Below are 21,348 nucleotides of genomic sequence, written 5' to 3' on the forward strand. Positions count from 1 at the left end.
CTGCATTTAAGCCCTATGGCTGCTGGGGTAGAGCTTCCCGCTCTGCTCCAGCTTATCCAGGAGAGGCAAACGGCAAATGCTGGCAAGCTATTCAAAAAGTGCAATTTGTTATGCACACGGATTTCACTAAAAGGAGACCAGAAAGAAAAAAAGTAATAAATTAGAGCTTCTTCATTCTAACTGTGTTTGTTTAGTTCTTGATGAATCCAGGCCTTCAAAACCGCTTCACTTTGTAAAAAATCTGACCCACATGAAATTTCCAATATCCATCACCTTACTGTTAGCCCTGTTCACCCTGCCTTTCCTAAGCAGCTGCAATCTGGACGATGGCACTGATGTAGCCCCGGAAAAAGGGCTTCCTACCATTGATATCGGTTCCTACAGTTTGTTGCCGGAAAGCATTGCCCAAATCCCCTATGTGAATCAATCCGGGATTATTTTTGTAGATACCTTCGGTACAGAAGTCTTCTTTAGCGTTGAAGAGGAGGATATTTTCGAGTCCAATGGTTCGAACTACTACCGCTATGATGTTTTCGAAGAAGGAGATACGGTGGTTTATGAGTTCAATACAGAGATAAAGACCTTCAACCTGGAATCCACCGCACTCGGCATGCAGTTCAGGCTCCGGCTAAGGGCTATGCCTTACTATGCAGACCCTGAAAGTGAGGCGGTTGCAGACGTTATGGAAATTTCACTGCCCTTCCTTAACTCACCCAGCTTCTCCAGTCAAATCGTCTTTCGGCATGAGGTGGACACCCGGTCCTACCCTACCTCCTTCAACAATGAACCTATTCCGGAAATTGAAATATTTGACCGGACGTTCACAGAAGTAATCTGGAATGATTATACCAATCCCATATCCCAGGTCTACTTTAATTTTGAGTATGGCATCGTTTCCTTTACGGACTACCAGGGGAAGCAGTGGCGGTTTGAGGACTTTCAGTAAAACAGAACAGGCCCCTTCCTTCCGGAGGAGACCTGTTCATGCATACATTGCAGCCTAACAATTATCCCAGGGGCCACCTTTTTTAACATTCGTAAACCGAGCACCATCTAAGCGGTATAATCCTCCGCCCCCACCAACCCACAGGCGGCCCATGCGGTCCTCAAACACCTCCTGAACGGCTGGCACACCAAGCCCGTCCAATTCGTTGTAATTGCGTAGTCGAATACCATCGTAACGGTACAGCCCAAAACCCTCTGAGCTGAACCAGATTTCGCCCTGATGGTCCCGGTAAACTTTCCAGGCTTCATCGTCTCCAATGGTGTCATTTGCTTTGAAGTGCAGTTGGGTCTTGCCTTCTGCATAATAGCTGACGCCATTGAACATCGTACCCAGCCAAAGCCCGCCTTTCTCATCCGGCACAATGCTGGAAATAGAATTCCCCGCCAGTCCGTCTGCTGTAGTATAATTAGTGAATGTATTACCGTCATAGTGGTATAGCCCGCTGCCATCCGTGCCCAACCAGAGCTGCCCGGCCGCATCTTCGGCAATGCACATGACCCGGTTGGCGTCCAGCGTTTCCAAAGGCTCGGGCGCATCGGAAGGCGGTAAGGCAATCGGGATAAAGCGCCCCTCATCGTACCGGCAAAGCCCCTTCAGCGTGCCTACCCAAATTTGCCCGTTCCGGTCTTCCAAAATACTCCAGCCCCAATTGCTGGGCAGCCCATCTGCTGTGGTATAAGTGGTGAAAGCCTTGCCATCGTAAACCGAAACGCCACCGTTGGTCGTCAGCCAGAGCCGCCCTTGCTGGTCCTCAATCATACCCGTCACCTGTGATCCTCCAAGCCCTTCTGCTGTAGAAAAGTACCGGAGCTGTTGCCCGTCGTATCGGCACACCCCAAACTGATTGGTACCAAACCAGAGGTCACCTTTTTTATCCTGAAAAATGCGGCGCACATACTCGGCAATTTGCATTTCTTCGGGTTTTTGTTGCCCAAGGGCCGCGTAATAGGCATCTTCCAGCCCGTAATTGGGCGAACAACCTTTACCGCTTGCAACGGCACTCTCGCCAACACGAGTGAATACCGCTCTGCCGGTTTCGGTTTCAGCAGGGGTTGAAGACGAGCTGCAAGCTGCGCCAAGGAATACAAGCCCCGTCAAAATCAAGGCTGGGAATTCAATTTTCAGTTGCTTCATCATTGGTCGATTATTTTTCATAAAGCTACCGGGAAAGGAGGCTTGGTTGCCAGTTTGAATTGTAAATTAGTGTAAAACCCCTTGTAAAACAGTGCGAATGTGGGGATTTACCAATAGCTTTGAACTATGAGCGCGAAGTACTGGATTTTGATTTTGGGGCTGATTCCTGCCCTGTTTTGCCGGGCCAGCAGAACAGATGCCGCCTTTCTGCAGGAGGATAGCCATATAGCGGTCACGCTGCGGGCCATTGGGCATGAGCTCCTGCTTAGCATTGGAGATAGTACTTCAAGGGTATTGCCCGTACAGCAGGTCGGCAACCGGTATAAAGTGCCGTTTGAAACGGCATTTCCGCTCGACCCTACTCATCTTACCACTTTGGTGGAACAGGTCACTACAGGCCGGGCTTTCCCCAATGATTATATTGTGGAAGTGGAAGCCTGCGATGCCCTGGAAATCGTTTACGCCTACGAGATCAGAGACGAAGCGAACAGCAACCTCATTCCCTGTCAGGGACGGGCGTTGCCTACGGATTGCTACAACCTGGTCTTCACCTTTCCGGAGGACAGGATAGAAATGGCTGCAGAGGGTGCTGAACCTATCGCTAACTATTATAAATACGCTGCCTTGGCTTTTCTCATCTTTCTATTGGCTGGTACTGTTTTCTACTTTAGCAAAAGGCGATCAAAAGCGACTGTCGGGACAGCAGATCACCGTACGCTCGGCAGTTTCCGCTTTTCGCCAACAGCAATGGAACTCTCTATAGACGGGCAAGTCACCTCCCTCACCGCCAAGGAAGCCGAACTGCTAGCGCTGCTACATGACCATGCTAATGAAACACTGGAACGGGATCTCCTCCTCAAAACCATTTGGGGCAACGAAGACAGCTATGTAGGCCGTACCCTTGATGTATTTGTCTCCCGCCTGCGCAAGAAGCTCGAAGGCGACCCCGCTGTTAAGATTACCAATGTGCGGGGCGTAGGGTATAAATTAGTGCTTGTCTCGCAGTAGCTACCTCACCGAATCATAAATCTGCAGTTTGCTCCACAAACCCTTCGTCTTTTCAATAAAGTCGAGGTGCACTTGTTCCTTTTGGTATCGGTCATGCTCAGTCTTTGATGCAAACGTCACAATCAGGCAAAAGTCATAGGAATTGTCCACCACTGCCCGGTCTGTACCGGCAGACGTCCCAATATGCATGCTTTGAGCGTAAGCAGAAGATTTGATAAAATCCTCCATATCCTTGCGGAAGGTGGCTTTGGCTGCTTCACTCTGCCCTTCCATCCAGAACAGGACGATATGGGCAAAGTCGCCACGAATAGGTGCAGGCTGCCGCAAAGCGGTACAGGAGGACAGGAAAAACATAAAAAGGCAGAAACCGGCCAAATAACAGAAACAAATCCTTCGCACGCCTTAGCTACTTTTAAATGAGGTACAAAAATGCTTCCACGAATGTAAGGGACATTATCTGAAAAGTCTCCAAAAAAGCAACGCTGCTACTCCTGCCAACAGGTTGAGAATACTCCACCAGCCGAGGACGGCCAAATGCTTTTGGATGATCAGGTAAAACCGGGCATCGAAATCATCTGGCTCATCGTGTTCAATGCGGAGATCCAGGGGTTGCTTTAACGCGGTGTACAGAAACCGCAAGTGGTGCCAACGGATTTTCATAGGCTATGGGTTGAGTTCGAAAGTGGTTACTACAATACCATGATCCGAAGGGTAAGGAATCTGCTTCCCATTCAGCAACAGGCTTTCGCCAAAATGGGCAAAATAAGTCTGAGCAGATACTGGTTTCAGGTCCTGACCTTTGTAAAGTACATAGTCAATTCGATGCTCATCCACAGCGTTGGGGGTATCCCAGGTAATACCAGGATGAGTCAGAGGATTGGGATAAACCGTTCGGAAGGCATCAATCAGCCCCAAATCTTCAAGGCTTCGGGTAGTGGACCAGGGTACGATCAAGCCATTATGCAATTGTTGTGTAGCCGCTCCCCAATCCAGATGAGAAGGCGTATTCATATCGCCGCCAACAATTATCGGGACACTATCTGCTTCTGCTGCGTACCGCTCAAAATAGGGTAATACCTTTTGCAGCATTTCATACCGCTTCCCATTTTTTTCCCAGGTCAACAGCTCGTTGGCAGTCCATCCTGCCTTTTCCGGGGCATCCAACCAGGGCAAATAATGAAACCAATTGCTGAACAGCCTGACTTCATGCCCCTCAATCCTTACGGTACGCCCACCCAGGTAAAATGGGTATGGGGTATCTATCCGCTTTCCGAATGGATATCTTGAGAAGATGGAAAGATTCACCGACTCCTCATCAGGGGGAGTGCCTTCCGGGGCAATCAGGTGAAAGTGATAACCTAAGGCTTCGGCAATCCCTGGCCCGCTGCCGTAAGTCTCCACCATCAGGATAATATCGGGATCAATTTCGCGGATAATCTCAATTACTCTTTCCTGCCCATCTTCCAGGTCATTCCCACCGTGAAGGATATTCCACGCCATAACCTTGAATTCCACTACAGGGGCCTGCGCATAACCTGAAATCCAACCCGTCATCAAAAGCAGTATACCAAGCATTCGAAGCATAAAAGAGGGATTAAAAAGTTGAAATTAATCGTGTGTATGACAAATTGCACAAAACAGAAAGTGGCTACCGGCTATAAACACCAAGGGGGCAACCCTCTGCTTAAGCGCGATATCTGCTGGGGTAGAGCTTCCCGCTCTGCTCCAGCTTATCCAAGAATGCTGCCAGGCTATTCAAGTAGTGCAATTTATTATGCACACAAATTAATCCGCCAGGATATCAATTTCTGCCATACAAGCCGCCCGCCCACCGCCAGTTCCCTGATGCACGTTAATAGTCAAGTAACGGGCTTTCACGGGTTGGCCAAAATCGTGCATCCGCTGAGTCGGGTCATTCATCAGGTTCCCAAACCGGAAAGTTTCTCCCGGCATGAAGTATTTACCATCAAGGCTGGTCTCCACCTGACCGCCTTCCAGCTTGCTGAGGCTTTTGTCCGTTGGTGGGGTGTAGGCAAATCCTTTCAATGTATGCTCACGCCCCAGATCAATCGTCAGATAGTGGGGCTCAGGGGAAGGCTTCGGGCACCAGGAAGTTTTTGGGTCGCCATCGAAAGCCAGGGCGGCTTCATAGCCGACTTCCTCACTATCGGCGCGGAGGACCGTCCAATCCGTTTTGAGCAGTCCAAACACAGTGGCAGCTACACTCCCCTGCTCCCGGGCTGCGATTGCCCGCGCTTTCACCACCCCTGAAGATTGCATAAAAGGCGAGGAATACCGAATCGCTTCTTCACCGGGCGTGGATCCGTCAGTGGTATAGTGAATGGCATACCCCCGATTGAGGTTGCCCGCTACATCTTCCCCGTGAGGCTTCCACCCAAAATCGTGCTGCTTTGGCTGAATGTGGACTTGCCCCGTGCTGTCCCTGCTGATAACCAGCTGTGGCGGGCGAGGCCGGTAGTAATGAGCGGAAACCTTCGCAATAGCCGGTGGCAGCCGCCAGGCCGATACGACAAGCTTAAACCGCTGCGCAGTCACTTCCGGAAACCGCAGGATGCGCTGATAACCAATATTGCTGGCTGCTGCAAGGTGTTCCCATTGTCCATTCTGCCAGGCATACAGGGCATGAGCCTCCACTCTTTCGCTATGCGTGGTAATCGCTTCCTGAATGCGGAACCGGTTGGTAGTTATGGGTTCGGGGGCTTCGAGGATCATGGCACTATCGCCTTTGGTAAGCAACTGGAAAGTCGCAGGGTCATTATCCAGCACCTCTGCCGGACCTGAAGCCCCCTCCAGGAGATCCGCTCCATACGTTTGCTGAATCCGTTTCCCCACCTCTTCAAGCACGGCCACATCTTCATCGGAAAACCGCCCTTCCCGGTTGGGGGGAATATTCAGCAGGAAGATAGAATTACCGCCCACGGAACGTTCGTACATGTCGTACACATCATCTGCGCTGCGCACACGCTGCTTCGTATCATCCCGGTAAAACCAGCCCTCCCGGATAGAAGTGTTGGTTTCTGCAATTTGGTAGTGCAGGTAGCGCCCATTGGCCAGCTGCTCCCGCTCCCCGAGGGCTTCTGCGGTCAGGTCGCTGAAGTGGTTCATTTGGCGGGGATCTTCTTCGTAGGGTATGATGTTCCACTCCGTATCGCGGGTTTTCCCGGCTTCATTCCCACACCAGCGCACGTCCTGCCGGCCAAAGACCACGGCTTCCGGTGCCAGCTGTTGAATTAGTTCCTTCCACGCCAGGTAATCGTACTGCTGCCCGCCTTTGCGCTTCGGGTGGGCGCCATCCAGCCATACCTCATGGATAGGACCGTACTCGGTCAGCAGCTCAAAAAGCTGATTGAGAAAATATTCGTTGTAGTCGTCCACTTTAAACCTGAATGTAGTGGTATCCTGAAAGGGCCGCCCCGGGACTGGCCGTGGGATCACCCGCTCGGTTGCCTTACTCAGGTTGCCATACAAACCTTCCGGATGTTCAATCTGGTAAAGGTCGGCTGGAGACAGGTAAACGCCAAGCTGCAGATCGTATTTGCGGCAGGACTCAGCAAGCGCCCGCATGACATCCCCTTTCCCATTCTGAAAAGACGAAGACATGATACCATGATTGGTGTACCGCGTTTGCCAAAGGCAAAATCCATCATGGTGCTTCGCGGTAAAAATGACCCGTTTCATGCCAGCTGCCTTCATAGCCCTGCACCATTGGTCGGTATCCAGGTTTTTGAGGTCGAAAATCTGTGGATCTTCCATGCCCGTCCCCCACTCCATCCGGGTAAAGGTATTGGGGCCAAAGTGAATAAAGGCGATGAACTCATTGCGCAGAGCAGCGTACTGATTGGGCGTAGGTACCACATGGGCAGCTTTCAGAAAGATGGAATCCAGTGTATCATCGGAGTCAACTTCGATAGTGCTTGCAGTGGGCATCAACAAGCCTGTAGGGTCACTTGGGGTGCAAGCTCCAAGCAAGCACAAGGCCAGTAAAGGGAGTAATAGTCGTGACATAGACGCTTTTGTATTCTGCCTTGAAGATACCGCTTTCAATGCATCGGGAGATTAAGAAAGCGCTAAGGAAAATTTTAAAAATACGTTAAGCTCCTGACCGACAGAAACATAAAGTAATTAAAAGGAGTCTGTTTTCATATAAAAAGGGCTCTGCCCTTCCTCTGTTAACACCTAAAACGATTAGCTATGAAAAACTTGCTTTACCCTTGTATGGCGCTTATCCTGGCCCTTTCCACCTTGTCCTCCTGTACGAAAGAGGAAGAAACTGTGGCCCCCACCGGGCCCGCTATCTGGAGCAAATGGGCACCTCATCAGCCTGCTGCCCCTGACCTCCCCGACAAAATCAGCAACTCAATGCTCCATGGCGGTTGGACGGTTTCAACTTTCCTTGAGAACCCCTCGTTTAATGGATTCGATGACCCGGCATTATTGGACAATATTACTCAGGAGCTGTCTGCTGCTCAGGTCCCTGAAAATCTGATACAGGAACGACTCACCTTCCTGCAAGACCCTGGTTTTCAATTTAAAGTCAGCAATGATCCTAACACTGCCCGGTTACTAATGACTACAGTTGACCACTCCAATGAGGTCCTACAATCAGTTTCCGAAGCCGTATTTGCCATGCTGTCCCAAAACGCCCGGCGGCTAATCATTACAGACAATCCCCCCGCCGGAGGGATCAGTGGTTCTTCCATGACGACCATCGACCGCCGGGTGTACAGTTGGGCGAGCCTTTTCAAAGGCAGCGATGGAAAAGATATGCGCGCTGAATGGTTCAATGAAGCGGCGGAAATCAGTTACCTGGTTTCCGAAATCACCCCTCCGTCTAAAAATGCCCAAATCCTCCAAATATTACTCCAAACGCTGTATATCATGCACGACTATGCCTCTTTTCTGGATGTTGAAAATTCCGGATCCATCGCCAACCGGGGCATCAGAGATAATCTGGCCTGGCTGTTCCTCACCCTCCACCATCCCGAGGAGGCGCAGGAAGACCAGCTTCGTGGCCGGTACTTCAATCACCCGGACGCCAAAAAACCGGGCGATAATCCCAATACTTCCGATTTTGACGAATCTACCGTCAATACCATGTTTGAATTAATAGAACGTATGCGCAAAAATGACTATGCCTCCGCTCCGGATCTGCCCTACCAGCCCGTACCCAACTGGTTCGCGGAACAATACGAAACTTTGACCGGGGCTCCAATGCCAAACGGCAATTTTGCAGATCAGGCTGCCATTGACCTGGCGATTGAGGCTTGTAATACGTTCCTGGATAACCGAACGGACGCTCGTAACTTCGTCAAAGACTACTATGGAGTTGAATTCCCGTAGACACTGACCGCTCAGGCGGCGATGGCACGGCCGCCGCCTGAGACCAACTGCCTTATCTTGCTCCCGACTCAGCCCCTCGCCAATAACTCTTCCCGGACCGCTTTCAATTCTGAATAGGACGTAACCGGCAAAGCCAGTGTACAAATCGCTATGGTCAGGATCGCCCAGTCCAGTTCCCCGGTTTTCAAGTAGCCCTGTATGACGGCAAAAGCCAACGCAATGGCGAGCCCTATTGAAATGCTCATCATCGTTTTCAGGCCTTTCGCTTTTTTCATCAAGTCCTCTCTGGACAATTCAGTTAGTTTTGGTTTAGCCATTTAATAAACTTTTTAGGAGGAAATTAGGAAAAATCAGTGGAAGGTCGATCAATCTTTTGGACGAAGAGGAATTGCCCTTACCCATTGATGACTACTAACTTCCTGAAACGATTATGAGCGTCGAGACCGTGGTGATCGTCAACAGGATTTGGGTGAAATGATTGAAAATAAAAAGCCCGGTCAGCATCATTAACTCATCTTCGATCTGCGATTCGGCCTCACCACTAAAGGTGCGGCTTTTGTATTTGACGATTGGATTTCCATCCTCCAGCAACTCCCATTTAGTATTCCAGTTATTGGAAAACCTCCATTTGAGCATTTTTTCGCCCAGGGTGATACTGGCTTTATTCTTCCAGATACTCATCTCGATCTGCCCAAGCTTTTCTTCAGTCTCCGGGTCAATAATCTCGGCTTTGCTACTGAAAATACCTTTTTTTCGAAAAGCAACCTTGGTATCGTTGAGCACGCCGTCTGCTTTACAGCTCCATGCCCGCTCCTTCAGGTAACCCGCTTCCTGTTCTCCGGAGAAGAGTTTGTAGGTCGAAGAAAACATACCTTTTTTCCAATTGAGATTCATACCGATTGAAGTTTACTTTTTGAAGGTGCGCGTTTTTTTGCTGGGCTACACAGATAAAAATAGCTGAATTCTTCAGAAAACAGACCTTTTGAATCAATTAAAAGCAGGCCCCAGTCTGTCTTAGCCCGTCTGCTGCAAAGCACTGTTCCGGATATAATTGGGGATCAGAATCTGAATTGCAGTACCTTTCTCCGGCTGACTGCTTTCCATTTCCGCTTCCAGTTTCCGCAAAAAAGCCCGGATAAGGCGGGAACCGAAGCCTTTCTGAACCGTTTCCGGGTGCATGCCCACACCATCATCCTTCACTTCAACGAGCAGGTGCCCACCCGTTTCTTCAATGCTGACCCAGATATTACCCTTTTGTAATCCCTCAAAGGCATACTTGTAAGCATTAGTCAGGAGTTCATTAAGAATCAGGCCGAGCGGAATCATCACAGATACATCAAGCAATAGGCTGGGCACTGCCTGGTGCAGTACAATGGCCTTGTCGCCGGGCCGGTAGGAAGCCTCCAGGTTGCTGCAGAGATTGGCAACATACTCTGGCAGGTTGACCTGGCTGAGGTGCTCGCCCGTGTAGAGGTGGTGGTGGATGATAGACATGGAGCGCACCCTGTTTTCCCCATCGTTCAGGGCTTCCAGCGCGATAGGCTCGTCAATATAGCGAGCCTGGAGTTGCAGCAGGCTGGAGATAATCTGTAAGTTGTTCTTTACCCGGTGGTGGATCTCCTTGATGAGGTACTCTTTTTCTTCCAGTGCAACCGAGAGCTGCTCCTGCTGACGGCGGTACTTGCGGTACAGCCCATAAAGGAAGATACTCAGCCCGGTGATAAGCACTAAGCCAACAATCCCAATGGTGATCGTCCGGTTTTTCTGGCTGATGACAGCTCTGGCGGTTTGGTTCTCCAGGTCAAGCATAGCAATTTGCTGCTGCTTTTTTTCCGTCTCGTACTGCGCAGACAATTCATTAATGCGGTTGAGCCGCTCTATGCCCGTAACGCTGTCGCTCAGGGTTTTGAATTGTTCCAGCGCTCCGAAGCCACGCCGGTAGTCTCCGGTCTGCCGATAGGCTTTGACCAGCAGTTCGTAGGCCTCAGCCCGGTCTTTCAGCCCCATAGAGTATGTGGAATCCGTTTGCGGCAGCAGCATGCTAATGCCGCGTTCATACTCCCCTTCCTCAATTAAGAAATCAGCCAGCAGGCGGCGGCTGGCCGCACTCAGGTCCGGAACATTGATGGAATCAGCGAGGCGGGCGCAGGCTTCAGCGTAGGGCGCCGCAGCTTCCCACTTGCCCATTTGGGTGAGAATGTGCGCCATATTGTAGCGGTTGAGGACTTTGTCGTAGTCGCCCTCTTTGGCCTCCCCGATTTGGTAAGCCCGTTCGTAGTGGGTGTAAGCTGCCGCCAAATCTCCCTTGTTTTCATAAGCGACTCCCAGATTGGTATAGGCGATTTGCTCCTGCACCTGATTACCGGAAAACCGGGCCAGTTCCAGGGTTTCCCTTAACTTGATAATGGCGTCATCCATGCGGTCGGCTTCAGTGTACAGGGCGCCCAGCTTATTGCTTGTAACCAGCATGCCAGCGGTATCTTCTACAGACTCGTAAGCGCGGTAGGCATCTATAACGGCCTCCATACTGCGGGCAAAATCCCCCATATCAGAATACAAATTTGCCTTAGCCATATTGACGGCAGCTACCAGCCGGGGATGTTTGGCAGCCCGATGAAAAGCCTCGTAACGATTGAAATAAGCCTCGCTCTCTTCAAACCGGTTCAGGTTCTTGTTGAAGATACCATAGTAATACCAAACCACGTCCTCTTTATAACGGCTACTGTCTTCCGTGTAAAAACTTTCGATATCCCCGAGGATACGAAGGCTCTCTCCGGGCTGCGACCGGGCCTGTGCCCAGGCTTCGTTTAATAAGGAGTCAATGGTAAGCTGCACTTCACTTTTCTGGCCATGCAGAACAGCCACAACAGCGAGGCAAAGCATCAGAAACAATTGTTTTTTCATCGGAGGTCGGTTTCCAGGTTATAGAGGGTTTAGAAATCAAAATCACCCCATGAAGATAGGGCATATCTCCTCAGCTTGCACGCTCTTCTCTCAAAACTATCCGAACGGGTAGCTTCCTGCCGGGGATATCCCTGTAGCTTGCAGACGTATTCTGATACCAAACCTTTTACACCCAAAACCATGCATATATTCCAACCACTCCTGCGATTGAGTTACACCCGTCCAAAGACGACTTTACTGGCGCTGTTCGCCATCACCCTGCTAATGGCCGGGGGGCTGAGCCGATTGGAAACCCGCAACAGCTTCGACGGTGAACTTCCCGCCGATGATCCCATCAATCAGGGCATTGAAGCCGCCAAAGCAACATTCGGAGAACGCAGCATCGTGCTGATCGGGCTCGAAACCGAATCCGTATACACTCCGGAGACCGCTCAGAAGATCATCGATATATCCAATGAGCTCGCGAAGGTGCCTCACGTGCTTTCTGATGAAATCGTAAGCCTGGCAACCCTCTCCAACGTCAGTCAGCGGGACTGGGGGCTGGAAACCGGGGGCTTTCTGGATGAGCTGCCGGCCGATGAAGCAGCATGGCAGCAACTCAAAGCAGATGTGGCAGGCAATGCCATGGTCCTTGACCGACTGGTTAGTGCCGACGAATCCCTCACGGTTATTGCAGCTGCCCTTGAAGAGGGCTTCGAGGGAGGTACGGTTTATGATGCTGTTTCGGAGCTCGCGGATCACTATGCGGGCCCGGAACGCATCCATATTACCGGAGCGCCGGTTCTGGTAGAAGATGTGCAGCGTGGAATCAGTGGCGATTCCCGCCGCTTCATACCCATTGCCATTGTGCTGATTTTCATTGGTTTTTATATCTCCTTCCGACGGCTGCCGGGCGTGCTACTGCCGGTGGGCATGGTCATCATGAGCATACTGTGGACGATGGGTTTCATGGGCTACGCCGGGCTGCCGGTCACCGTTGTCTCCAATGCATTACCAGTGATTATGGTAGCGGTTGCCTCTTCCTACGCCATCCACTTTATGAATGCCTACTACCGGCTGGCAGATCAGCACAGCACCGGCCCTGCTTTGGCGGAAGCCACTCTGCAAAAAATCGGATTGCCTATCCTGATTACCGGGCTGACTTCAGCTCTGGGCTCCGCCAGCCTTCTGATTTTCAAAATCACCTCCCTGCGGGAGTTTGGTATTATCGGCTCCGTTGGCTTTTTACTGGCTACGGTCATTTGCCTGACTTTTCTGCCGGCAGTATGTGCACTGCTGAAGCCGCCTGCGGGCAAAGCTTATCAATCAGGCAGGCTACAGCGCTTCCTGCGTTCGCTTACGCAAATGGCACAGGGGCACCGGCGTGCTATTACAGTGGCCTATTTACTGCTCATTGCCGGTGCGGTTTACTTCATCGGGCAGGTGAAAATCGGGGATGACTACCTGAAGTTCTTCCCCAAATCCCATCAGGGGCGCATCGCGGCGGAGACCTTCAACGACAAACTCAGCGGGGTACGCACTATGGATATCGTGGTGGATGCCACGGCCTACGGCGGCATTAAAGACGAAGCCTTTTTCCGTAACCTGAACGGCTTTCAGGATTACCTCATGGATTACGAAGAAGTCGGGCATACCTACTCCTACCGGGATGTAGTACATCACTTAAGTACCAACCTAAACGGGGAAACCGATGCCCTGCCCGGCAGCTCCGAAATTGCACAGTACCTGATGCTCCACGAGATGTCAGCCACCCCGGGCGAGGTCTTTGCGCTCCGCTCCGAAGACGATAATCAGGCCCGGATTCAGGTCTTCCTGAAATCCTCAGACCCCGAAGTGCATCAGGCGCTTTACGAAGATATACAGCGTGATGCGGCCCGCTTCTTCCCGGCAGGGAACACCCCTCTGACATTTGGCGGAGACGTCATGCACCGCATCGCCCTCGGCACCTACATCGTGGAAGGGAAGGTACAGAACATCATCCTGGCCCTGCTGATCGTTTTTCTCAGCTGCCTCATCATTTTCCGGTCCTTGCCCAAGAGCCTGATGGCACTGTTACCCATCACCGTTTCTTTGCTAATGGTCTTTGGGCTGATGGGCGTAATCGGCATACGGCTGGGCATTAGCACTGCCCTGCTTACGGCCATGATTGTGGGTATAGGCGTGGATTTTGCCGTGCACTACCTGGTGGGCTACTTCCGCGACCGGGAGGAAATGCCAGCAGATGAAGCCATCACCCATAACAGCCTCCACACCGGGCAGGCCATTGCTTACGATGCCGCTTCCAATATCGCCGGCTTCAGCGTGCTGTCGTTTTCGGGCTTCCTGCCGGTACAGCACTTTGGCTGGCTGCTGGCCCTGTCTATGTTACTCATATTTCTGAATACCATGGTGCTGTACCCGGTGCTGCTTACGCAAAAAGAACGGCAACTGGCTACCCCCGAATTTGCATAAACCGACGACGAAGTAGTTTGGGACCAAACATGACTTCGTGTCGGCATATACTCGTGCGTCGGGTTTGTGCCTAAATCCCAAACCTCTCCGTTCCGAGCATAACCTCATTTTTCAATCCCCAAAAATTCGATACGATGATTTTGGCATTCACTTTGATTGTAACCCTGTTTTCCACACCTGTACTGCCCGATGCTGCGGCCATCATGGAAGCCCACCGTCAGGCTACCGCTGTGCAAGACCTCACCGGGCAGCTGACGTACACCAATATTAGCAAGTCGGGCAGAAAACAGACCCGCACCCTGCAGCAGTACATCCTGCGCACCGACAAGGGCGACTATACCTACAACCTGCTGCTGGAATTTACAGACCCGCAGGACGTGGCCGGTACGGCAACGCTAACGATTCAACAGGAGCGCAAAGACGATGAGCAGTGGCTTTACCTGCCTGCCCTGCGCATGAGTAAGCGTATTTCGCCCAGCAAAAAGTCCGACCGGTTTATGGGCACGGAGATCACCTACGAAGACCTCTCCGGCCACCTTTCGGAACCCATCGACGACTATCAGTATACCCTGCTGGGGGAAGAAACCATCAACGGCCGACCAGCCTACAAACTCGAAGCGCTGCCCCGCGAAGGCCTTCGTACCCAATATGGCAAACGGTTGCTGTGGATTGACCAAGCCACTCACCTGATGGTGCAGACCCGCTTTTATGGCCACAAAGGAGAACACCTGAAAACCTACACCGCCACAGATATCCGGCCGGTCGGCTCAGGCGGGCACCACCGGGCACATCAGATCAAAATGGAGAATGTACAGACGGGCAATACCACAAAGGTGCAGTACAGCGGCTTTGCAATTGACGCTGGCGTAGATGCGGCCATGTTTTCTACGACCTGGATGGAAACCCGTTAATCCGTGAGGCACCTAAAAAACATACTTAAAACCCTGCTGGGGTTATACCTTTCCGGAATTGCGGCGACCACCGTTGCCCAGGAAGCCGATAACAACTGGTCCACCGCACTTCACGGTCAGGCAAGGGTACTAAGCCGGTACTATCCCGGTCAGAACCCCGCTGGCCTGTACCGCTGGCAGGGGGAAGCCCGGGCAGAGCTGGAAGGCGAAGTGAACTACGGCAAATACTGGAAAGGGCGGGCAGTGTTGATCGCCAATGTCAACCCGGACGAACGCCGCCGCAACCGACTGTGGGCCAATGAGGCATACGTCTACTACCGTCAGGGGCATTACTTCCTCAAAGCCGGCAAGCAAACGGTCAAGTGGGGCGCACTCACCGGATTCAGCGCCATGGATCTCGCCAACCGCTACGATTACTACGATGTGCTGGACACGGAAGAAGAGCGGCTGGGGCTTTGGGGGCTGGAAGCACGCTACAGCAAAGGGCGTACGGAGTTTATGCTTCGTGCTTTCCATCCCGACAACCGTTCCCGTCTGTATCTGGAAGACAACCGCTGGGTGAATCTGCCACAGCGCATGGCTGTACCGGGTGGAGAAGCCACGATGGCCTATGAGGGCGCAGCGTCGCATTACCAAAAACGCCTGCCCCTGCTCAGCGGCAGCCTTTCCACGGAAGTGGGGCGGGTGCAGGTGCTCGGCAGCTGGCTGTATGGCAATAACGACATTCCTCTGAGCCAAATACAATTACAGGAACCGATGGTGAGCCCGGTACCTTATGAAGTGCAGCTCCACTTCGAGCCCATGATGATCAGTGCACTGAATTTGAGCACCTGGGCCGGTGAGTGGAATCTCTGGGGAGAAGCGGCTTTTGTGGACAGTAAACGCATCGGCGAGACCGGTGAAATCACCCCCGACCAGTATACCTTCTGCTCCTTAGGAGCGGACCGCTTCTGGACCTTTGAGCACCCGGAACGGCACCTGAGGCTGGTGGCGCAGTTCCTGCAGGTCTTTCCGCACCAAAGTGGGCAGTACGCGCCCACCGAGATCGATCATATTTTTCAAACTGCGCTGCTGATAGATACTGAATTGCAAATCAACTACAATTGGTCAGCCGCCCTGCGGGCAGTAGCCGAGTTCCGGGCCGAAGGCTTTTACCTGGAGCCCCGGCTGATCTGCAAAGCCTGGGCACCGCTGCGGGCGGAGCTTAGCGGTGGCTGGCTCGGCGGATCCGGGCAGAGCTTTTTCGGGCATTTCAAGACCAACAGCAGAATTGCATTACACCTAATCCGACCTATCCTATGAAAGCTACGACAAAATCTCTATCCGCTCATCAATTGCTGCCAGTCGGGAAGTCTGGTTCAGCACCAGCTATCGATAATACCCAACTTATGGCAGCCCGCTTTTTCCCGCCCTACATCCACCGGGTGGGGCAGGTCATCAATACGGTGCATCAGGTGCACTCCAAGGCCGGCTGCCGACTGACAATGGGCGCACTTTCGGTGGCGGTCCGCCGCCCAGTCAGGGCTGCCGACCGGGCATTTTACGAAAGTGGACAACGGCAGGAGCACCGCTGTGGCAAGCACCGGTTTTATACTTATACCTTTGGGCAGGGGCCAGCTGTATTGCTACTCCACGGCTGGTGCAGCAACGGCGCACGCTGGGCACCCTACGTACAGGAACTATGCCGCGCCGGCTATCAGGCCGTAGTGATGGATGCGCCCAGCCACGGACAATCGCCCGGGCGGTTCCTGTCGGTACCGGACTACATCCGCTGTGCTGGTCAGCTCATCCGTTCGCGCACGCACTGGCATGCCGTTCTGGCGCACTCCATGGGCAGCCTGGCCGGGGTGATCAGTGCGAGTGAGCAGGCAGGAAAAGTCCGTATCGGCAAATTTGTGCTCATGAGTACCTTCTCCAATTGCGATGCCCTGATGAGCAAATTTGCCCGCTGCCTCGGCGTATCTGAGACCGTACTATCGGATACCCGGGCATGGATCCCCAAATATACTGGCAAGCCGCTGAGCTATTTTTGCCTCATTGAGCACCTGCAGCAGCTCGGCCCGCCTAATACACTACTGGTAGCCGATGAAAAAGATATTGTCGTACCCCATCAGGAGACCAAAGCGATCCTGAACGCCCTGCCGCATGTAAAGCCCATCATTACGAGCGGGCTGGGGCACAACCTTCGCTGTGATACCGTTCGGCGGCAGGTGCTAAACTTTATAACACCCTAAAACATGCAACACCCGCAACTATCACCCGACACCCTTGAGCAAATGCTACTGGCCGAGCTGGAGAACACCTGGCAGGAAGTGGACACACTGATCCGTGAACAGGAGCAGGCGAGAACCTCCACAGCCATTATCCGGCAACTTCATCCTAAACCGTATATTTGGAACCGGGCATCCCGATACTGCAAACGGCTATCAGCAAACCTATACCGCCTATGGAAGACCGACTTAAGATATTGATTGTAGAGGACGAGCCCCTCATTGCAGAGGATATTGCCGACCTCTGCCAGCTCAACGGCTATGAAGTCTGCGGTATTGCTCACCGGGGCGGGCCCGCCCTTACGCTTATTGAGTCGGAGCGCCCGCAGCTGGTTTTGCTGGATATCAACCTGGAAGATCAAATCAGCGGTCTGGACATCGCTGCCTACCTGCGGGAAAAGTATGCCATCCCGTTTATCTTTCTGACCTCCTACGCAGATGCCGGCACCCTGGCGAAAGTCAAAGAAACGGCTCCACTGGGGTACATCGTCAAGCCCTTTACCGGGGAGCAGCTGTACTCCACTATTGAAATTGCCTGGTCTCAACGCACCAAAACCCTGGCGCCGGAGCTAGACCTGGAGCGTATCAACAACACCCTCCCTGCCCCCCTGAGCCGCCGGGAACAGGAAGTGCTTTCGTGCATCTACAAGGGCAAAAATGCACAAGCTACAGCAGATGCCCTTTTTATCAGTATCAATACCGTGAAGTTCCATCTAAAAAATATGTATGGCAAATTCGATGTGCACAACCGGGTGGAGCTGCTGTACAAGCTACAGGAGGTGATGAAGGGGTGAGAACTAATTTTTTGGACTTACCAGTTTTGATTGATCCATATCGTCACTTTGAACTTGGTTTGCAAGCTCAGATCGAATTCAGCAGGAGGATTGCCGTTTTTTGCTAACTGTTTCTGCGCATTGAAAATGCCAAAATTGAAACGGTTCACGTAGTTGAGGTTCTTCATGGCGGTTGCCAAAACAGGATTGCGGTAATCACTGGCTCCCGGGAAATTCTCCGGCCGTACTTCACCATACAGGCTACCTGGATTTATGATTTCAATCCGGTCCGTAAAATGGTATATGTAAATAGGTGCGTTGGACTCATAACTGCGGTGCATGACCGCGTTCATGGCTAATTCACGTAGCGCCCATAGGGGATAATTCACCTTTTTTTCCTGCTGAAATCCATCTTTAGCTACTGTCCGTTCTTCTATAATGTTAACCTTTACAAAGTCAGATATTTGCTCGAGCACAGCTACCAGAGCACCCGAAAACTCTTTCTCAGCCCGTAAAGCGCCCATATCCATTTCATTGCTGTTGAATCGGATATATTGGAGATATGCGCCGTGCAGGTGAGCGCGGGGGGCCCGCCCGAACATCAATATCCCGGCATTGGTACAACAGTTTTGGTGCAAATCGAAAAACCCTAAAGAGCTGAGTTGTTCCTTGCTGTCGCGATGGTTGGCCGCTAAAGTTTCTACATCAATGGCAGTGGGGAGGTAACGCAGCTTGAAGTATTCCATATTTAAGTCCTCCATGCTACTTTGCAGGCAGGGTTGTTCGTCAAAGGTGCGGGCATGTGCAATCCGCTTTTCGATCAAACGGCGTTCTTCTTGCTCCGTCGCTACTCCTTTTCGGGGGCCAACCCGGATGTACACCCGTCCTTTGTAACGAACGGGTGGAAAATCGGCAGGATCAACCTTGACTACAACTACATCTCCTTCATCAAAATGAAAAACAGGGCTGACCATTAATTGTGGCGGGGGTAGCACATTACCATTTTGGCGAACATCGCCGATTTTTTGTAACTCCGTATCACCAATAGTCAGTCCAGCCAAACGGCCATCGTCCTTAACGCCCAACAAGAGGTAGCCAGCCTTTCCAAATCCTGGCAGATCGTTGGCAAATGCACACACCGCCGGACCAAGCTTGTCTTCCCGAAAGCTTATTGTACGCTCAATGCGGTCCGACTCCATATCTTTTAGCAGATCCTCTACTTCTCGCCGTGTCATAAATTATACTTGAACTGTAAAGCTAACAAAATGTCTAATCTACTGGTTGCTATATTACTTTTGTTCTGAGATTGAGTACATTTGAATAATGGGCAAACCGGAAAAACATATTATCCTTCGCATTACCAATGAGGGTGTTTTCTACAACAAGGACGCCCGTATTCCCTGGGCGCATACCAATTTCCCACCAAAAGAGACTTTCAACTTCAATGAGCGGTCTGAAATCTTTTGGAAAGCCCGGCTGCTTTCCTTTGATGCCGGCCGGTCTCTTCTGAAAGTAGCAATCGTGGACTATGATACAGAAGGACAGCGGGCTGCTTTTGCCAGGCAAAAGGCTAAGTTCCCTTTCCGGAACCTGGTGTTCAGCCCCTTGCAGTGGGAGGCGCTGGAACCTCTGATGAATATTTACAACAAACAATTATTCCAGCCCATCCTGGAAACCTCAAAAACCTGGCGCATGACCCGGTCATCGGATGAGGATTGGGTGGACTTTTCGGAGCCGGAAGAGCAAAAGACCCGCATTGACCTGCACTTTGAGTATCCACTGAACAAAGCCGTTTTCAAAATGGGCTACGTGGAAGTCAGGTACCAGGTAAAAGAGCTGCCGGAACAAACCCTGACCATCCCCATTGAGAACCCCAATATCCTACCCGAATTTGACCATGTGAAGCCTTTTTTTGCCAAAGCACTGGGTAAGAAAATGATCGAAGTACGTGGTTACCTGGAAATTGATGAAGCGGACCACATTGAAATCCGCTGCCAATCGAAAGAAATTAGTCAGATCAATGATAAGTTCATTGCCACCGTCCGGAAGCTGCGGCTGGAAGATGCTATTTTCAAGCCCAAAAAAATCACGGTAGACAAGAGTCTTTTCACCCCCGAAGAGTACTTCGAAGGCTTCGACGAGGCCGAATTGGGCAACACCATCCGCCAAAGTGACAAGGACTTACTTACAGACCTGCTGGAGTCCGAAAAAATCAGGAACCGCAAGCAATTACTGTATTTATCCGGCCAGCTTCAAAGCCAACGTGCCGGGCTGCGGTTTACGCTAAGCCCCAAATTCGGCTTCCTCTTTCACGTGGAAGGAGAAACCATGGACCACTTCATCTGGGAGCTGCTTAATAGCCACGCCACCTACATCTGGAGCATAGATCGCCCGGGGACTTCCCTGCAGCATAAATTCCGGCTTATTGAGCGGGAGATCAACTTCATCCGCGAAAACGGCCGCCGGGTCTATCTGGACCATGCCCGGAATGAAGACCTCCTTTTCAGCAAAGTGAACCATGAAAACAGTGAGTCCGGGCTGGTGGACGGGTTTCCGAAGTGGCGGGTACGGGTTGGGGAGGTGTTGGTGTGATTTTGGCTGGATTTGGAGTAAGACAAAGTTTCTTTATTTTGAAGGCTAAAGCCTGTCGAATGAAAGACTCTAAAGTGGAATTAAATACCCGTTATCAAGGTATGGCCGGGTAACAGTGGGGAAAGGGCAACAGACAATAAAACATAACCAAAAACTATGGACAAAAACATCAATGTAAGAGAATGGGTACAGGAACTGCGGGGGCTGAAGGCATCAATAAAACAACGGCAATTATCCCGGCGCGAAGCCATCAAAAGTGCAGACCGCTTACTCGAACAGTACTCCAAGCGCGGTGCGCAGCCTGTAACTGATGTTTTGAACGCCCACCTACAGCTTCATGAGACCAAAAAGCAGATGGAACAAACCATACAGCGCTATCAGGAACAGCACAATACTCCTGTCAACACCACTACCTATAATGTGTTGCTATCCAAATCCAACAGCCTGGAAGATGCGCTGCTTTTACTAGACGAAATGACCGTACTGGGCTTGTATCCAAACACTTACACGCTCAACGGGCTCATCAAGCTAAGCCCGTCCGTTAGTGAAGGGCAGCTAATCCTACGTAATTTAAGCAGTTACGATGTAAGCCCTAATATACAAACCTACAATACCTTGCTAAGCAAGGCCAATACCGAAATAGAAAAGGAGAAAATCCTTGAGGAAATGTCCGCCCGGAATATTTCCCGAAACCTCGTCACATATAATACGCTGATTGGGAAAGCTCCCGACTATCCATCCGCGGCATCTCTGTTTATGGAGCTGAAAACCAGAAGATTGCGCCCTCAAATCAATACAATGGTTACTTTGCTAAAAAAAGTAAACAGCAGGGCTGATCTTCAACACTTGCTACGGCTTCAGGAGGAAGAAAACATTCAACCTAATCATGCCTGGTATACTAACTTACGCAAGGCTGAAGACCGGCTCTGAGCTCAGAA

At 51.4% G+C, this 21,348-nt stretch carries 20 protein-coding genes; 11 read left to right on the forward strand and 9 right to left on the reverse strand.

Features of this window, described 5'->3' with window-relative positions; translation table 11 throughout:
* Positions 1–250 precede the first annotated feature (250 nt).
* Complete coding sequence (locus ACO08I_RS02620; protein ID WP_421948385.1) at positions 251–946, forward strand: hypothetical protein; 696 nt, start codon at positions 251–253, stop codon at positions 944–946.
* Between the two features lie 54 nt (positions 947–1,000).
* Here the strand turns inward: ACO08I_RS02620 and ACO08I_RS02625 are convergent, their stop codons facing one another.
* Positions 1,001–2,143, reverse strand: coding sequence for a ligand-binding sensor domain-containing protein (locus ACO08I_RS02625; RefSeq protein WP_421948386.1), 1,143 nt, complete (start codon positions 2,141–2,143; stop codon positions 1,001–1,003).
* A 123-nt stretch (positions 2,144–2,266) separates the two neighbouring features.
* On the opposite strand from ACO08I_RS02625, the gene ACO08I_RS02630 reads away from it, so the two are divergent.
* Positions 2,267–3,148 carry a winged helix-turn-helix domain-containing protein gene (locus ACO08I_RS02630; protein WP_421948387.1) on the forward strand — a complete coding sequence of 294 codons (882 nt, stop codon included), beginning with the start codon at positions 2,267–2,269 and terminating at the stop codon, positions 3,146–3,148.
* Here the strand turns inward: ACO08I_RS02630 and ACO08I_RS02635 are convergent, their stop codons facing one another.
* The 4 genes from ACO08I_RS02635 to ACO08I_RS02650 form a co-directional block, all read right to left on the reverse strand.
* Positions 3,149–3,547: a Dabb family protein gene (locus ACO08I_RS02635; protein WP_421948388.1), complete on the reverse strand. Its 399-nt coding sequence runs from the start codon at positions 3,545–3,547 to the stop codon at positions 3,149–3,151. It lies immediately after the preceding gene.
* A gap of 54 nt (positions 3,548–3,601) precedes the next feature.
* Complete coding sequence (locus ACO08I_RS02640) at positions 3,602–3,808, reverse strand: hypothetical protein (RefSeq protein WP_421948389.1); 207 nt, start codon at positions 3,806–3,808, stop codon at positions 3,602–3,604.
* 3 nt (positions 3,809–3,811) lie between these two features.
* Positions 3,812–4,732, reverse strand: coding sequence for an endonuclease/exonuclease/phosphatase family protein (locus ACO08I_RS02645; RefSeq protein ID WP_421948390.1), 921 nt, complete (start codon positions 4,730–4,732; stop codon positions 3,812–3,814).
* 201 nt (positions 4,733–4,933) lie between these two features.
* Positions 4,934–7,174: an alpha-L-fucosidase gene (locus ACO08I_RS02650; protein WP_421948391.1), complete on the reverse strand. Its 2,241-nt coding sequence runs from the start codon at positions 7,172–7,174 to the stop codon at positions 4,934–4,936.
* Positions 7,175–7,360: 186 nt separating this feature from the next.
* Between ACO08I_RS02650 and ACO08I_RS02655 the strand changes: the two genes are divergently transcribed.
* Positions 7,361–8,509 carry a hypothetical protein gene (locus ACO08I_RS02655; protein WP_421948392.1) on the forward strand — a complete coding sequence of 383 codons (1,149 nt, stop codon included), beginning with the start codon at positions 7,361–7,363 and terminating at the stop codon, positions 8,507–8,509.
* Between the two features lie 68 nt (positions 8,510–8,577).
* Here ACO08I_RS02655 and ACO08I_RS02660 read toward each other — a convergent pair whose 3' ends face one another.
* From ACO08I_RS02660 to ACO08I_RS02670, 3 genes are all read right to left on the reverse strand, one after another.
* Entirely contained in the window at positions 8,578–8,826 is a 249-nt protein-coding gene (locus ACO08I_RS02660) for a hypothetical protein (RefSeq protein ID WP_421948393.1), read from the reverse strand.
* A 94-nt stretch (positions 8,827–8,920) separates the two neighbouring features.
* On the reverse strand, positions 8,921–9,403 hold the full coding sequence (locus ACO08I_RS02665) for a hypothetical protein (RefSeq protein WP_421948394.1): 483 nt from the start codon (positions 9,401–9,403) through the stop codon (positions 8,921–8,923).
* 120 nt (positions 9,404–9,523) lie between these two features.
* The gene (locus ACO08I_RS02670; RefSeq protein ID WP_421948395.1) at positions 9,524–11,413 is read right to left on the reverse strand and encodes a sensor histidine kinase; all 1,890 of its coding nucleotides are present in this window, start codon (positions 11,411–11,413) and stop codon (positions 9,524–9,526) included.
* Positions 11,414–11,593: 180 nt separating this feature from the next.
* Between ACO08I_RS02670 and ACO08I_RS02675 the strand changes: the two genes are divergently transcribed.
* The 6 genes from ACO08I_RS02675 (at position 11,594) to ACO08I_RS02700 (ending at position 17,839) form a co-directional block, all read left to right on the forward strand.
* Entirely contained in the window at positions 11,594–13,864 is a 2,271-nt protein-coding gene (locus tag ACO08I_RS02675; RefSeq protein ID WP_421948396.1) for an efflux RND transporter permease subunit, read from the forward strand.
* A gap of 134 nt (positions 13,865–13,998) precedes the next feature.
* A complete protein-coding gene (locus tag ACO08I_RS02680) occupies positions 13,999–14,775 on the forward strand; it encodes an outer membrane lipoprotein-sorting protein (RefSeq protein ID WP_282779098.1) in 777 nt (258 codons plus the stop codon).
* A 3-nt stretch (positions 14,776–14,778) separates the two neighbouring features.
* Positions 14,779–16,077: a hypothetical protein gene (locus ACO08I_RS02685; RefSeq protein WP_421948397.1), complete on the forward strand. Its 1,299-nt coding sequence runs from the start codon at positions 14,779–14,781 to the stop codon at positions 16,075–16,077.
* Complete coding sequence (locus tag ACO08I_RS02690; protein WP_282779105.1) at positions 16,074–17,009, forward strand: alpha/beta hydrolase; 936 nt, start codon at positions 16,074–16,076, stop codon at positions 17,007–17,009. Before ACO08I_RS02685 ends, ACO08I_RS02690 begins: the two co-directional genes overlap by 4 nt.
* 3 nt (positions 17,010–17,012) lie before the next feature.
* Positions 17,013–17,246 carry a hypothetical protein gene (locus tag ACO08I_RS02695; protein ID WP_282779107.1) on the forward strand — a complete coding sequence of 78 codons (234 nt, stop codon included), beginning with the start codon at positions 17,013–17,015 and terminating at the stop codon, positions 17,244–17,246.
* Positions 17,222–17,839 carry a response regulator transcription factor gene (locus ACO08I_RS02700; protein WP_282779109.1) on the forward strand — a complete coding sequence of 206 codons (618 nt, stop codon included), beginning with the start codon at positions 17,222–17,224 and terminating at the stop codon, positions 17,837–17,839. Before ACO08I_RS02695 ends, ACO08I_RS02700 begins: the two co-directional genes overlap by 25 nt.
* A gap of 17 nt (positions 17,840–17,856) precedes the next feature.
* Here ACO08I_RS02700 and ACO08I_RS02705 read toward each other — a convergent pair whose 3' ends face one another.
* Positions 17,857–19,053 carry an ATP-binding protein gene (locus tag ACO08I_RS02705; RefSeq protein ID WP_421948398.1) on the reverse strand — a complete coding sequence of 399 codons (1,197 nt, stop codon included), beginning with the start codon at positions 19,051–19,053 and terminating at the stop codon, positions 17,857–17,859.
* Between the two features lie 88 nt (positions 19,054–19,141).
* Between ACO08I_RS02705 and ACO08I_RS02710 the strand changes: the two genes are divergently transcribed.
* A complete protein-coding gene (locus ACO08I_RS02710; protein WP_421948399.1) occupies positions 19,142–20,410 on the forward strand; it encodes a hypothetical protein in 1,269 nt (422 codons plus the stop codon).
* 156 nt (positions 20,411–20,566) lie between these two features.
* A complete protein-coding gene (locus ACO08I_RS02715) occupies positions 20,567–21,340 on the forward strand; it encodes a hypothetical protein (protein ID WP_421948400.1) in 774 nt (257 codons plus the stop codon).
* Positions 21,341–21,348 lie beyond the last annotated feature (8 nt).

The sequence above is a fragment of the Phaeodactylibacter xiamenensis genome (assembly GCF_965229835.1).
GTDB lineage: Bacteria > Bacteroidota > Bacteroidia > Chitinophagales > Saprospiraceae > Phaeodactylibacter > Phaeodactylibacter xiamenensis.